We start from the raw sequence: 14304 nt of genomic DNA on the forward strand, positions 1-14304 counted from the left end.
CTATAGATTCGTATATATGCATAGAAAGAGGAGGGTGGATTCATGAAACGACCGATTATCGGGCTTGCGCTGGGCTCCGGGGGTGCCAGAGGGATGGCGCATATCGGGGTTTTATCTAGTCTTGAGAAACAAGGAATTCAGGTGGATATGATCGCAGGAAGCAGTATTGGTGCTCTTGTGGGGAGCTTTTATGCAGCAGGACAAGACGTAGAAAAAATGAAAAAACTTGCACTTGTCTTCAGAAGAAAGTATTATGCTGACTATACACTGCCAAAAATCGGTCTGTTAAAAGGAAATCGAATTTTGCAGCTGATTCACACGTTTACATATGGGAAGAATATTGAAGAAATGCGCGTGCCTCTTGCAATTGTCGCCTGTGACCTTCAGACAGGGGAGAAGGTTGTGTTCAAAGAAGGATCTGTCTCACAAGCAGTCAGGGCAAGCATTAGCATTCCGGGTGTGTTTGTTCCGCATGAAATAGGCGGCAGGCAATTGGTGGATGGAGCGGTAGTGGACCGCATTCCTGTTTCTGTTCTCAAAGAAATGGGGGCAGATCTCATTATCGCCTCTGATGTATCAAGGGTGAAAAAAACAGAAAAGGCAACGAGATTATCGGATGTCATTATGCAAAGTTTGGACATCCTTCAAAATGAATTGGTTCGTCACCAAACCATTCATGCAGATCTCATGATTCGGCCGAAGCTCGAGACCTTTAGCTCTAGTGCGTTTACACAGGTTCAAGAAATGATTGAAGCAGGTGAACTCGCCGCCGACCAACTAAAAGGAAAACTGAAAGATGTCATTGATAAATGGGAGTGTTAATCGAATGAAAAAATTAAATATTCGCTGGCTCAGCTTTTTTGCTGTTGTTCTAGTCTTATTTGGCTTAACTTTTGTGAAACTGCCCTATTACGTCACAAAGCCAGGTGATGCAACAGAAATTGCGCCACACATTCAAGTGGACGGAGGATATGGCGAGAAGGGCAGCTTTTCTCTTATGACCATTAAAGTAGGTCCAGCCAATCCATATACGTATTTGCTTGCAAAAATGAACAAGTATGACGAAATCGTTCCAGAAGAAAATATTAAAGCGGACGGAGAGTCTGATGAGGATTATATGAAACGGCAGCTGCAGCTCATGAAAAGTTCTCAAGAAAATGCGATGATTGCCGCTTATACAAAAGCGGGAAAAAAAGTAGATTATACGTTTAATGGGGTATATGCGAGCTATGTGATGAAAGGAATGCCTGCATATGGGAAGATTGAAGTTGGCGATAAGATCAAAAGCGTCGACGGCCATACATATGAGTCAGCAGATAAAATGGTTTCGTATATCAGCAGTAAAAAAGCAGGCACGACTGTCCGTTTTGTACTTGAACGTAATGGCAAAGAAATCACGCAGAACGTGACGTTAAAACCATTTAAAGAAGAGCCAAAACGAGTGGGAATTGGCGTATCATTATTTACAGACCGTCATGTGAAAGTGTCTCCTTCTGTGAAAGTGGATATTGAAAACATCGGCGGTCCATCGGCTGGTTTAATGATGTCACTTGAAATTTACAATCAGCTGACAAAAGAAGATGAAACACACGGCTATGCGATCGCAGGAACTGGAACGATTGATGCAGATGGTACAGTCGGACCGATTGGCGGAATTGATCAAAAGGTTGTTGCAGCAGACAAAGCAGGGAAAGACATCTTCTTTGCACCGAATGATAAAGGTGACCCAAACTCTGACTACAAAAATGCAGTCAAAACAGCAAAAGATATTAAAAGTGATATGAAAATCGTTCCTGTGGATACCATGCAGGACGCACTAAACTATTTAAACAAATTAAAAGAGAAAGCATCATAAAAAAGAGCAGCCTGCAAATCAGGCTGCTTTTTTCTATCGAGATGAAAAGAGTCCGCTCTCTTCATCATATCGAATCGGTGATGTTTTAAACTCTGCTTTTGTTAACTCTGTTTGCATGGGTTCAGAGATGGGAAGGCTGAACACCCTTGAAGCGCGAATATCAAGATCAAGGGCGGGATGTGAAAAGGAAGACAGTTTACTCACAAGTGGTACATCCAACTCTTTTTTTACAAGAGACAAGTACTGTTGTCCTTTCATTGTCATTCCAAGTAAACGAATATAGGGCGCTTTTTTCTCTTCAAGCAGCTCGTGCATCGTCTTTTTCTTCATGTTCATTAATAGATGCGTATTCATCCGCTGTAACCTTGTCCACGTATATCGTTTTGTTTTGACAAGTGATAGATACTCATCGTAGGAAGACGCATGTGTTATGGCTTTTTGCATGCGGTGTTCAATGCCTTCTTCAATTTCATAGATGCCCTCTAATTCACTCGTATCCATTGTATGAAAAACATGTTTCAGAAAGCGAAAATAGGCTTCTTGCGTATGTAAAAGACCATATGAAGAATGATAGTCGTGTAATTGCTTTAAAGTAGCGTCTGGTAGGTAGGGCGTGACTTCTTGAAATGAGCTCTGTTCTTTTAATGCTTTTCGGATACTTGTGGCGCTTGCGATTTTTTGGTTGTCAGGCAGTTCTTCATCATGATAATCAGATGCAATTCTTTGAGACGTAAAAGGCTGCATGTGAGGAGCTCTCTCTAAGATGGCTTTAACATAATGAAAGCCTAAAATGTTATTTGGTTTGGACAAATCCAGTAAGTGTTCAGAATGAATGGCCTCTTGAAACGCACCTGCTGCTGCTGCGGGATAACTAAGGCCTTCTTTCACCTTTTCTTTTGTTAAAAGATCAATCTCTGCTTTTTTTTCATGCCAAGCGTGTGCTGTGCGCTCAAATGCTTTGATCTCTCCATCCTCACTGCCGAAAAAAAGAGAATGGCATTTTAATGCATCGAGGATGGACACAGCGCCATTGGCGAAGGTTTCTGCCTTTTGTACGGCATATATGTATGGAAGCTCACACACAATGTCTACACCGTTTTGCAGTGCCATTTTTGTACGTGCCCATTTTGAGACGATGGCAGGCTCCCCGCGCTGGAGGAAAGAACCGCTCATGACGGCAATGGCAACATCTGAGGAGGTTTGTTTTTTCGCCTGATTCACATGATAGGCATGCCCATAATGAAATGGATTGTACTCGACAACGACTCCCACTGCTTTCAATAGATGTTCCGCCTTTCTTGCTATGGTTAAATGGTCTGTGCTACAGTAGCATAAGGGAAAAATGAAGACCATTTTTTTCAGTGTAGGCATTCCGAGAACTGATGTCAAACAGCCCTTTGACATCATGAAGGACTGTAAAGAAAAAATATTGACAAATAGCATGATGAAAGCTATAATCATGTTTGTTGCTCTTAGAGGTGATACAATTGAAATGGACAGTTTATCAGTTACATCAAAAAGCTAAAAACAGCTTCGATTTTCATGAGACGGTTGACTTAAATGAACTTACTAGCCTTCATTCAGATATACGTCGCATTTCACCAGTAGAGGTGAAAGGGACTGGAGTGATCGAATCAAAGCAAGTCGCATTTGATTTAACCATCACAGGTGAAATGACATTGCCTTGTTCAAGAACGCTTGTTGATGTAAATTATCCATTTGCGATTTCAACAAAAGAACTATTTGTACTTCATAAGACAGACGATATAGAAGATGAAGACGTATCTGTTGTAGAAGACGATATCATCGACTTAACGCCTATAGTCAAGGAAGAAATTCTTCTTGAAGTGCCCATGCAAATTTTTTGCGACCAAGCTGACGTAAAAGGTGCTGCACCACAGGAAGGGAATGACTGGGCGGTCATTTCGGAAGATGCACATCAAAACCGAATTGATCCTCGTCTGGAAGGCTTGAAGAAGCTCTTAGAAGAAAATAATGAATCTTAACTCTTTAAGGAGGTGGGAATAATGGCTGTACCTTTTAGAAGAACTTCTAAAATGAAAAAAAGATTGCGTCGTACGCATTTCAAACTACAAGTACCTGGTATGGTAGCTTGCCCAGAATGCGGTGAAATGAAAATTTCTCATCGTGTCTGCAAATCTTGCGGAACATACAAAGGCAAAGACGTAAAAAGCAACTAATGCTTGATAAAAAAACGTGAGGGAATCTTCCCTTGCGTTTTTTTATTGATCTATTTTTTAGGTTTCTCTCCTGCAAATAGTCTATCTACTCTAGTAAGCGCATATGATGTGGTATTCAGATTCAGGGGGGATGATGAGTTGACGATTACACGGCAGGACGCATGGACACAAGATGAAGATTTACTTTTAGCAGAAGTTGTCTTAAGGCATATCCGAGATGGGGGTACCCAGCTTTCAGCATTTGAAGAGGTTGGAAAAGCATTGTCAAGAACAGCAGCAGCATGTGGATTCAGGTGGAATTCTTACGTCAGAAAGCAGTACCAGGCAGGCATTGAGCTTGCCAAAAAACAGCGAAAAGAACTGCGTAAAAAAATTGGTATCCATTCTTCGGGTTTACCGCAGCATGCGTTCACCATAGAAGAGAAGGCATCTTCTGATCAGACTGAACTGACGCTTCGAGAAGTAATTCGGTTTCTAGAGCAGCTTGAGAAAGAACCATCTGGTCCAGCTTATTTACGGGAGGAGCTTAAAGATGCACAGCATCAATTAAAATCACTCACCGAAGAAAATGAACAGCTGAAACGTCAATTAAAAATGACAGAAGAAGATTACCGGGCACTTATTGGTATTGTTGAAAGAGTCAAACAGAATATCAGCTTAAAAGATTACGCAAAATAAGAAAACGCCCCTCACAGATGGAAAGAGGGGCGTTTTCTTAATGATTAAAATGATTAAGCGGACTCACCTGTGTTCTTTTGAATATGTGCAGGCTCCCAAATGAGTGGGTTTTCTCCTTTATCGCGTTCCATATCATATTTCACCGCTTCAAAGCCCATTTTATCCCAAAAACCGGCGGATTTGACGCGTGGATTCGTTCGAATTGGAAGGCCAAAAGATTTTGCGAAATCAACAAGTGCTTCGCCGTATCCTTTACGCTGATATCCTGGCAACACTTCTAGCTTCCACAGCTCTAGATAATCATGATTATGGTCAAAATACGTCGTCGTCGAGCCATCTACTTGATAGAGGCTCATACGTGCCACAAGCTTATCTCCAAAGTAAATCCCATAAAATGGAGAGTTGCTGTCATTTTCAATCATATTACTTTCTAGGTCTTCAAGCATGGAAAGTTCTTGTATACCATATTCCTTAAATTGTTTAAATTCCTCTAATGTTTTGTAGTTAATCAGAAGACGTTTTACTTGTGTCATGTGATCTTCCCCCTTACACACATAATGTCGACAGTGATGTCATTGAAGGCGTTTTCATCCCATCCGCCTAAAAAAGTTTTTACACTTATTATTATAGTTTTTTAATTAAAAAAATTCAATCATAGCGCGTTATCTGCTTTTTGCATCGTAGCACGAAACTGGTAAAATAGTTGATAACATGAAGTAAACAGAAAAAGGGAAGTGCGGCAATTGAAAATTGGAATCATTGGCGGTGGTGCGATTGGTCTGCTTTGTGCCAGTTATTTATCAGAACATCATGACATCACCGTCTTTACAAGAAGGAAACAGCAGGCAGAAGAAATTCGAGCATTAGGCATTGAACGAATGGTAAGAGGGGAAACCATTCAATCAGCTGTTGGGGCCGATACGGGGGTCAAAGGAATATTTGATTTGCTGATTGTGACAGTGAAGTATCATCATCTGCAAGATGTTCTAGGGGAATTATCGGGACTGCCTCGTCATCGGATCTTATTTTTGCAGAACGGAATGGCCCACCTCGTCGATTTAAAGAACTGGAAAACGGCACATCAGTTATATATTGGTGTAGTAGAGCATGGCGCAATGAAGGTGTCTGATCGCGCAGTAAACCATACAGGAATTGGTGTCATCAAGTGGGGAGCATTTCTGCATGAGGAAAAAGGACCTATGAGTAGTGAACTGTCAACGGGCGATTTTCAAATGGTTTATACAGATGAATGGAAGAAAGTACTGGAGGAAAAACTGCTCGTCAATGTGTGTATTAATCCGTTGACGGCTTTATTACATGTGAATAATGGGGAATTGGTATCGAACCCGTCATATGAACATATGATGACATGTGCATTTGAAGAAGCGGTTTCCATTCTAGGGTTGCTTGAGAAAGATCGTCTATGGGCTCATGTGAAATCAATTTGCCATCAAACGGCTGCCAATCAATCGTCAATGCTACAAGATATCGTCAAAGGCCGCCAAACTGAAAGAAAAGCAATCATTGGCTACCTTTTAAAAAAAGCTCAAGGTCAAGGGATGACGCCGCCATTCCTCACTTTCTTGAATAGAAGCTTGGAAGTATTGGAAAAAAAGCAAACAAAATCTTTTGAGTGAGCTCATTTACATGCTATACTTTTTTCGGGAAACTAACTATTTATTGAAGAAAGGAAGTTCTAAACATGCAATTGACTGAACTTTCCATCCGAAGTCAGAATTTATTCATACGTGATTATATAGAAGAAAAAAAAGAGATGACTGCTTTTTTTGATTATGATATACATTCTGAGCACACATGGAAAAAGAGATACGACGATCTCATGGAAAGGAGCTTCCCGCGCGAGGCTTTAGCGGATTATATGAGCGCATACCATGCAAAATTTGATTCGGCTGCGATGCGTGAGAATATTGAGAAGATCCGTGATGAACGGAGCGTCATGGTGGTTGGAGGACAGCAGGCAGGCCTCTTAACAGGTCCGCTTTATACCATACATAAAATCATTTCCATTATTCAGTTTGCCAAAGAAAAAGAATCAGAGCTTGGGGTTCCTGTTATTCCGGTCTTTTGGGTAGCGGGTGAAGATCACGACGTAGACGAAATTAACTTTGTGTACACGTCTGGCGAAAAAGGCCCAGTCAAACAAAAGCTTCCATTACATCATGTGAAAAAAACAGCTGCGAAAAGAACACCTCTCCACCAAGAGAAAACAGAGAGATGGCTTCGTGATGTATTTTCAACCTATGAGGAATCTGCTTACACAAATGACTTGTTTGATCAGCTTCTTCGATGTTTACGCAAATCAGAAACGTTTACTGATTTCTTTGAGTGGATTGTTTGCGATCTATTTGAAGAAGATGGACTGCTGTTATTGAATTCAGGAGACTTCGGTGTGAAGCCACTTGAACGTACGTTATTCAAGCAAATTGTGGAGTCGAGTGATGCGATCGTGACTCACTTAAATAACACGCAGGCTGCCATGGAACAAGCGGGGTATCAGCCGATTATTGAAGCTGGTGACCATCAAGCCAACTTGTTTTACGAATATGATGATGAGCGTTTCCTCATTGAACAAGAGAATGGCCAATTTTCTATATCTGAAGTGGGGCTTACTTGGACAAAAGATGAGCTTTTGCAGGAAGTCGAGGAGCACCCAGAGCGGTTTAGCAATAATGTGGTGACCCGTCCATTGATGCAAGAAACCCTTCTTCCAACGCTTGCTTTTATGGCTGGACACGGTGAAGTGAATTATTGGGGTGAGCTGAAAGGCATCTTCGAGTACTTCGATGTCAAAATGGCACCCGTTCTTCCAAGACTGCACGTCACCATTCTTGAACGGCATATTGATAAGAAGCTGCCGATAAGAGAATTGTCGGTTGAAGAAGTGCTGACAAAAGGCGTGAAAGAAAAAAAGGATATGCACTTTCAGCAAAGTCTCCCAGACAGCTTCGTTCAATCGGTTCAACATGCCAAACGTGAATTAGCGAATGTTCATGAGGCCATGAGACAAGAAGCGCTAGAGATCGAACCAAACTTTGAACAGCTATTAGATAAAAATGCCAAATTTATAGAAGACCAGCTTCAATTTGTTTATCAAAAGGTTGCAAAGCGTGTGGAAGAGAAGGAAGGATACATCCTTCGAGATTTTGAACGGATTGAAAATAGTTTAAAACCACTCGAAGCACCACAAGAAAGAATTTGGAATATCATGTACTTTTTAAACAAATATGGTCCAGAATTCTTCAAAACGTTCAAAAATCTGCCATTTTCATTTCAAAACAAGCAACAAATTGTCAAACTTTGAAATAAAGTTTTAATGAACCCTGACTAGTTCAGGGTTTTTTTTTATGTAGAAACAGTGTAAAATAAGTTTTGTGGAGAGAAGTGGTGGATAGTGGAGAGTATAGGTGAGAAAGTGGGGCTCTGATGATCATGTTCATGGGTGAATACCAACATACGATTGATACAAAAGGGCGCATGATCATCCCTGCTAAATTTAGAGACGGTCTCGGAGAACAGTTTGTGCTGACGAGAGGGCTTGATCAATGTTTATTTGGCTACCCTATGAGTGAGTGGAAACTAATTGAAGAGAAACTCAAAGCACTGCCGCTAACGAAAAAAGATGCACGTGCGTTTACCCGGTTCTTCTTCTCCGGCGCAGTTGAATGTGATCTGGACAAGCAGGGGCGCATTAACATCGCATCCAACCTACTCCAATATGCAAAACTCGAAAAAGAATGTGTGGTCATCGGCGTTTCAAATCGAATTGAGTTGTGGAGTAAGTCGATCTGGGAACAATATACAGAAGAGCAAGAAGATTCTTTTGCTGAAATTGCTGAAAACATGATTGGATTTGATATATAATAATCCCTTGTGCAGCAAGCTTTCTACACATTCATTTCTATTTGAAAAAGGTGGGACCATATCATCATGTTTCAACATGAGACAGTATTATTAAAAGAAACAGTTGACGGTTTAAACGTCAAAGAAGACGGTACATATGTGGACTGCACGCTAGGCGGCGCAGGTCATAGCTCATATTTACTATCTCAATTATCAGAAAAAGGTACATTAATTGGGTTTGACCAAGACGATGCTGCACTGGATCATGCACGAGAGAAGCTCGCACATGTTAAAGCGAACATTCTTTTCATAAAAAGCAACTTCCGATATTTAAAAGAACGTCTGAATGAACAAGGAATTACAAGCGTAGACGGTGTGATTTTTGATCTTGGGGTTTCATCACCTCAGCTTGACACACCAGAGAGAGGCTTTAGTTATCACCATGATGCACCTCTTGACATGCGAATGGATCAAACCGCTGCTTTGTCGGCAAAACAAGTGGTGAATGAATGGCCATTTGAAGATCTAGTTCGGATTTTCTACAAATATGGGGAAGAAAAGTTCAGCAAGCAAATCGCACGCAAAATTGAAGAAGCCAGAAAAAAAGCGCCAATTGAAACAACAGGAGAGCTTGTCGACATTATTAAAGAAGGAATTCCCGCACCTGCAAGACGAAAAGGCGGACATCCAGCGAAAAGAGTATTTCAAGCGATCCGAATTGCCGTAAATGATGAATTGAAAGTATTTGAAGAAGCACTAGAACAAGCAATAGAGTTACTCAATCCGAAGGGGAGAATTTCTGTCATTACATTCCATTCACTTGAAGATCGGATTTGTAAAAGTACATTTAAAGAAATGTCTTCTCTTCCAGAACTTCCGCACGGACTGCCAGTAATTCCAGAAGGACTTGAACCAAAACTGAAGCTGATCACGAGAAAACCAATCGTTGCATCAGAACAAGAGCTGGAATATAACAACCGTGCCCGTTCAGCGAAGCTCCGAATTGCAGAAAAAAAGTAAACGACACCATAGATGATGATAAAAAGGAGGTTTCTTATGAGTAATTTGGCTTACCAAAGAGAAGTAAAGCAACATCAAACCGAGCAACAAGGTCAATCGGTTGTGATTAGAAGAAGAGGTTCTATTACACTTGGTGAAAAAATCTTACTTGTCATGTTTGTCATGGCTCTCATGTGCAGCTCGATCCTCATCATTTCGAAAGCCTTTGCTGTTTATCACGCAAATATCGAAGTGCAGAAACTAGAACAGCAAGTGTCTTTAGAATCGAAAAAGATCACTGAACTGCAAAAGCAAAAAGATTTACTAAGTGAACCAGAGAGAATCATTGAAGCCGCTAAAAAAGCAGGCTTAAGCATGTCGAAAGATGTTAAGAAGGTCGATTAACATGGCGATGCCTAAAAAGAATAAAATGATGAACAGAGGCGCGGCAATTGCGAGTATTTGCTTCGCCCTGTTTTTCTTTATCATCCTTGCACGTTTTATTTATATTCAGATTACGGGAACCGTCGATGGACAAGTGTTAGCTGCAAAAGCCAATGAACAATATCAATCGAAAAAAACACTTGAAGCCAAAAGAGGGTCCATTTTAGACAGAAACGGAAATGTGATTGCGGAAGATACATCTGTGTATAAACTGATTGCGATCATGAGCAAGAAAATGACGGTCGATCCAAAGCATCCGATGCATGTCGTTGACAAAGAAAAGACAGCAAAAGAGCTGTCAAAAGTCATTGATATGAGTGAGAGTGAAATTTTAAAGCGTCTGAATACAAAAGATGCGTTCCAAGTCGAGTTTGGTAAAGCCGGAAAGGATATTAGTTTTTCAACTAAGGAAAAAATTGAAAAGCTAAAACTTCCTGGGATCGCCTTTGAAAAAGATACAAAGAGGTATTATCCAAACGGCATGTTTGCTTCGAACTTAATCGGTTATGCTAGATTAGATGAAGCCACCAAGGACATGTCAGGCGCAATGGGTCTAGAAAAGGCTCTGAATAAATATTTAAAAGAAAAAGATGGCTATGTAACGTATAACAGCGACAGAAGCGGATGGGCACTTCCGAATAGTAAAGAAGACATCGTTGCCCCGAAAGACGGGAAAAACGTCACACTGACCATCGACCAAAAAATTCAAGCATTTCTTGAAGAAAGTATGACGCAGGTCGCTAAAAAATATAAGCCGAAGAAAATCATTGCGACAGTCGTTGATCCGAAAACTGGAAGAGTTCTTGCAATGGGACAGCGGCCAAGCTTTAATTTAAATGAACTCGACATTACGAATTATAACAACGATGTCATTTCTTACGCATTTGAACCAGGTTCAACGATGAAAATTTTTACACTCGCTGCTGCTATCCAAGAAGGAGTGTACCAAGGCAGTGACAAGTATCAGTCTGGTACTTATAAAGTAGGCGGCGGTCTTGTAAGAGACCATAACAACGGAAATGGCTGGGGAAAAATTGATTTTCATGAAGGTGTTCTACGTTCTTCAAACGTAGCTTTTGCGAAATTGGCAAAAGAAAAATTAGGTTTCACACGCTATGAACAATACTTGCAAAAATTCCATTTCTATGACAAAACAGGCATAGACTTGCCGAACGAAGCGTCTAGTAAAATCAATTTCAGATACGAATATGACAAAGCATCGACTGCTTATGGTCAGGCGTCCGCGATTACCCCAATTCAGCAAATTGAAGCGGCGACAGCCATTGCAAACGGTGGAACGATGATGAAGCCATATGTAATCGATCATATTACAGACCCGAACACAAACAAAACAATTTTACAGCACGAACCAACAGTAGCAGGAAAACCAATTTCTTCTGATACAGCGAAGCAAGTCCGTGACATTTTAGGTGAGGTCGTTTCCTCAAAAATTGGCACAGGACAGCCATACCAAATCAAAGGTTTTGATGTCGCTGGGAAAACGGGTACAGGACAAATTGGCGGTGCTGGCGGCTACCTTCAAGGGAGAAACGATTACGTCTTTTCATTTATGGGAATGGCACCAAAAGATGATCCGAAGCTGCTCGTTTATGTGGCTGTCCAACAGCCTCAGCTATCTGAAACACAAACAGGCTCTGCTCCTGTTTCAGAAATCTTTAACCCTGTGATGAAAAATAGTTTGCTTTATTTAAATATCGCACCAACAAAAACAGACGATAAAAAATCTGGCAAACAGAAAATAAAACAAGAAACAATGCCGTCATTCCTAGATTTAGAAGTGAAACAGGCAGAAACAGAAGCAAAAAACAAAAAGTTATCACCTGTTGTTATTGGTGACGGTCTATCCATTAAACGCCAATGGCCAAATGCGGGCTCTGAATTCTCTGAAAGCCAGAAAGTCTTTTTGAAAACAGCAGGGAAAACCATTAAAATGCCTGATATGACAGGCTGGTCCAGAAGGGAAGTTCTTCAATATGCGTCTATTTCAGGTGTGCATATTGAAACAAATGGACAGGGATATGCTGTCAAACAAAGCGTCAAAAGTGGAGCGGAGATTTCAGATAAAGTCGTCACAGTGACCTTCAAAAGTCCAAATTAACTTGAAAACCTAGCAAATCATTTGCTAGGTTTTTTCTTTTGCTTGAGCGATGGACGAGATCGTTCTATAAAAAGACGAGCCTGCATATGATGAAAACAAGCCATATGTAAGGAGTGAACCGGGCGTGCGAGTGTCAAGTGTAACAGTGAGAAAACGATTGCTTTTCGTGCTGCTGTTTGGGGTGATCATTTTTTTCATCATAGATACTAGATTAGGATATGTGCAGTTTATTATGGGCGAGAAGCTGACAAGTTTAGCGAAAGATTCATGGAGCCGTAACCTCCCATTTGAACCAGAACGAGGAGATATTTTGGATCGAAATGGGGTGGAGCTTGCGACGAACAAAAGTGCTCCCTCTATTTTAGTCGTGCCACGGCAGGTGAAAGACCCAGCAGAAACAAGCAAAAAATTAGCAGCAGTGCTGAATATGTCTGAGGAGAAAGCGTACAAGCATGTCACCAAGAAAACGTCTATAGAACGAATTTCCCCAGAGGGGAGAAAAGTATCTCATGAAAAAGCAAAAGAAGTCAGAGAGCTTGATTTAGATGGAGTCTATGTAGCAGAGGACAGCATCAGACATTACCCGTTTGGAAGTTTCTTATCTCATGTATTAGGTTTTGCTGGAATTGATAATCAAGGCTTACTTGGGCTAGAAGCGTACTATGATGATGACCTAAAAGGTGAAAAAGGCTCTGTGAAATTTTATTCTGATGCAAAAGGGCAGAAAATGCCAGATGAAGCAGATGATTATACACCGCCTAAAGATGGGCTTGATATGAAATTAACAGTTGATTCAAAAGTGCAAACCATCATCGAACGAGAACTAGACAATGCTCAGGCAAAATATAACCCAGATGGCATGATTGCCATTGCCATGAATCCGAAAAATGGTGAGGTGCTGGGAATGTCGAGCAGACCTGACTTTGATCCGGCTGACTATCAATCAGTTGATCCAAAAGTATTTAACCGAAACTTACCAGTGTGGAGCACATATGAGCCGGGATCGACGTTTAAAATCATTACACTGGCAGCTGCCCTAGAAGAAAATAAAGTAAATTTAAAACGTGATCATTTTTTTGACAGCGGATCTGTGACAGTGGATGGCGCAAGGCTCAGATGCTGGAAAAAGGGAGGACATGGATCACAGTCGTTTCTAGAAGTGGTACAAAACTCTTGTAACCCAGGTTTCGTCGAGCTAGGCGACCGTCTTGGAAAAGATAAACTATTTTCTTATATTAAAAATTTCGGCTTTGGTCAAAAGACAGGAATCGACCTTCAAGGAGAAGGTAGAGGAATTTTGTTCCCGCTTGATCGTGTTGGTCCTGTAGAACAGGCAACAACAGCCTTTGGTCAAGGTGTATCTGTTACGCCGATTCAACAAGTGGCTGCAGTGGCAGCCGCAGTAAATGGAGGAACGCTTTACACGCCGTATATTGCAAAAGAATGGATCGATCCAATTACAAAAGAGGTAGTGAAAAAGCAATCACCAATTGCCAAGAAGAAAGTCATTTCAGCGGAGACGTCTAAAGAAATCAGGTATGCCCTTGAAAGTGTAGTCGCTCAAGGAACTGGTCGGAATGCATTCGTTGAAGGATATCGGGTGGGCGGAAAAACAGGAACAGCACAGAAAGTAAAAGACGGAAAGTACATGGAAAATAACCACATTGTGTCATTTATCGGGTTTGCACCTGCGGATGATCCAAGCATTGTTGTATATGTAGCAGTAGATAACCCAAAAGGCACGATTCAATTTGGTGGGACAGTAGCCGCACCTATTGTGGGCCATATTATGCGAGACAGTCTGCCTGAAATGGGCGTGAAAAAAAGAAAAGGACAAATTGAAAGGAAGTACCAATGGCTGGACACAAAAACCATTGAGGTACCGAATCTTGTAGGAGGATCTGTTTCTGACCTTGAATCACTCCTGATTAATTTAAAGATTGATGCTTCAGGAACTGGCAGTAAAGTGGTGAAGCAATCGCCTGCTGCCGGCACAAAGGTCAAAGAAGGTTCCACGATCCGATTATACTTAAATGATGAATAATAAAGAATGAACAGAGGGTAGCCGCACTCATTCGGCTGCCTCTTTTTGTTGAAAGTGAAGGGTCGCTTTAAAAAAAGAGCATAAAGTGTGTTTTTTCCAAGAG

General features: G+C 41.1%; 14 protein-coding genes. 12 read left to right on the forward strand and 2 right to left on the reverse strand.

Features of this window, described 5'->3' with window-relative positions:
* Positions 1-42: 42 nt before the first annotated feature.
* Both ASG46_RS11855 and ASG46_RS11860 read left to right on the forward strand, forming a co-directional pair.
* A complete protein-coding gene (locus ASG46_RS11855; RefSeq protein ID WP_017367186.1) occupies positions 43-822 on the forward strand; it encodes a patatin-like phospholipase family protein in 780 nt (259 codons plus the stop codon).
* A gap of 4 nt (positions 823-826) precedes the next feature.
* Positions 827-1855 carry a SepM family pheromone-processing serine protease gene (locus tag ASG46_RS11860; RefSeq protein ID WP_017359372.1) on the forward strand — a complete coding sequence of 343 codons (1029 nt, stop codon included), beginning with the start codon at positions 827-829 and terminating at the stop codon, positions 1853-1855.
* Positions 1856-1888: 33 nt separating this feature from the next.
* Here ASG46_RS11860 and ASG46_RS11865 read toward each other — a convergent pair whose 3' ends face one another.
* Positions 1889-3136 (reverse strand): nucleotidyltransferase, encoded by a 1248-nt coding sequence (locus ASG46_RS11865; RefSeq protein ID WP_412055339.1) that lies wholly within the window; start codon positions 3134-3136, stop codon positions 1889-1891.
* A 206-nt stretch (positions 3137-3342) separates the two neighbouring features.
* Between ASG46_RS11865 and ASG46_RS11870 the strand changes: the two genes are divergently transcribed.
* The 3 genes from ASG46_RS11870 to gerR all read left to right on the forward strand — a co-directional run bounded on the left by ASG46_RS11870 (position 3343) and on the right by gerR (position 4734).
* The gene (locus tag ASG46_RS11870; protein ID WP_008345010.1) at positions 3343-3861 is read left to right on the forward strand and encodes a YceD family protein; all 519 of its coding nucleotides are present in this window, start codon (positions 3343-3345) and stop codon (positions 3859-3861) included.
* 21 nt (positions 3862-3882) lie between these two features.
* Positions 3883-4056, forward strand: coding sequence for a 50S ribosomal protein L32 (gene rpmF / locus ASG46_RS11875; RefSeq protein ID WP_008354700.1), 174 nt, complete (start codon positions 3883-3885; stop codon positions 4054-4056).
* Positions 4057-4194: 138 nt separating this feature from the next.
* Entirely contained in the window at positions 4195-4734 is a 540-nt protein-coding gene (gerR, locus tag ASG46_RS11880; protein ID WP_017359370.1) for a sporulation-specific transcriptional regulator GerR, read from the forward strand.
* Between the two features lie 53 nt (positions 4735-4787).
* On the opposite strand, the gene ASG46_RS11885 is transcribed toward gerR, so the two are convergent.
* Entirely contained in the window at positions 4788-5267 is a 480-nt protein-coding gene (locus ASG46_RS11885; RefSeq protein ID WP_007499784.1) for an N-acetyltransferase, read from the reverse strand.
* A 210-nt stretch (positions 5268-5477) separates the two neighbouring features.
* On the opposite strand from ASG46_RS11885, the gene ASG46_RS11890 reads away from it, so the two are divergent.
* The 7 genes from ASG46_RS11890 (at position 5478) to ASG46_RS11920 (ending at position 14201) form a co-directional block, all read left to right on the forward strand.
* Positions 5478-6371, forward strand: coding sequence for a 2-dehydropantoate 2-reductase (locus ASG46_RS11890; protein ID WP_056704702.1), 894 nt, complete (start codon positions 5478-5480; stop codon positions 6369-6371).
* A gap of 65 nt (positions 6372-6436) precedes the next feature.
* Positions 6437-8056 carry a bacillithiol biosynthesis cysteine-adding enzyme BshC gene (bshC, locus tag ASG46_RS11895; RefSeq protein WP_056704703.1) on the forward strand — a complete coding sequence of 540 codons (1620 nt, stop codon included), beginning with the start codon at positions 6437-6439 and terminating at the stop codon, positions 8054-8056.
* Positions 8057-8184: 128 nt separating this feature from the next.
* Positions 8185-8616 (forward strand): division/cell wall cluster transcriptional repressor MraZ, encoded by a 432-nt coding sequence (gene mraZ, locus ASG46_RS11900; RefSeq protein WP_003211163.1) that lies wholly within the window; start codon positions 8185-8187, stop codon positions 8614-8616.
* Positions 8617-8682: 66 nt separating this feature from the next.
* Positions 8683-9615: a 16S rRNA (cytosine(1402)-N(4))-methyltransferase RsmH gene (gene rsmH, locus ASG46_RS11905; protein WP_007499781.1), complete on the forward strand. Its 933-nt coding sequence runs from the start codon at positions 8683-8685 to the stop codon at positions 9613-9615.
* A 36-nt stretch (positions 9616-9651) separates the two neighbouring features.
* Entirely contained in the window at positions 9652-9999 is a 348-nt protein-coding gene (gene ftsL, locus ASG46_RS11910) for a cell division protein FtsL (RefSeq protein ID WP_025207292.1), read from the forward strand.
* A gap of 7 nt (positions 10000-10006) precedes the next feature.
* Positions 10007-12157, forward strand: coding sequence for a penicillin-binding protein (locus ASG46_RS11915; RefSeq protein ID WP_024720306.1), 2151 nt, complete (start codon positions 10007-10009; stop codon positions 12155-12157).
* A 124-nt stretch (positions 12158-12281) separates the two neighbouring features.
* Entirely contained in the window at positions 12282-14201 is a 1920-nt protein-coding gene (locus ASG46_RS11920) for a stage V sporulation protein D (protein WP_039166807.1), read from the forward strand.
* The last annotated feature ends 103 nt before the right edge of the window (positions 14202-14304 follow it).

Source organism: Bacillus sp. Leaf49 (assembly GCF_001426125.1).
Taxonomy (GTDB): Bacteria; Bacillota; Bacilli; order Bacillales; family Bacillaceae; genus Bacillus; species Bacillus altitudinis.

Bases quoted from the DNA above. Each gene is read 5' to 3' on its own strand.
- ASG46_RS11855 (WP_017367186.1), top strand. From the start codon at position 43: ATGAAACGACCGATTATCGGGCTTGCGCTGGGCTCCGGGGGTGCCAGA.
- ASG46_RS11860 (WP_017359372.1), top strand. From the start codon at position 827: ATGAAAAAATTAAATATTCGCTGGCTCAGCTTTTTTGCTGTTGTTCTA.
- rpmF (WP_008354700.1), top strand. From the start codon at position 3,883: ATGGCTGTACCTTTTAGAAGAACTTCTAAAATGAAAAAAAGATTGCGT.
- ASG46_RS11885 (WP_007499784.1), bottom strand. From the start codon at position 5,267: ATGACACAAGTAAAACGTCTTCTGATTAACTACAAAACATTAGAGGAA.
- bshC (WP_056704703.1), top strand. From the start codon at position 6,437: ATGCAATTGACTGAACTTTCCATCCGAAGTCAGAATTTATTCATACGT.
- mraZ (WP_003211163.1), top strand. From the start codon at position 8,185: ATGTTCATGGGTGAATACCAACATACGATTGATACAAAAGGGCGCATG.
- rsmH (WP_007499781.1), top strand. From the start codon at position 8,683: ATGTTTCAACATGAGACAGTATTATTAAAAGAAACAGTTGACGGTTTA.
- ftsL (WP_025207292.1), top strand. From the start codon at position 9,652: ATGAGTAATTTGGCTTACCAAAGAGAAGTAAAGCAACATCAAACCGAG.
- ASG46_RS11915 (WP_024720306.1), top strand. From the start codon at position 10,007: ATGCCTAAAAAGAATAAAATGATGAACAGAGGCGCGGCAATTGCGAGT.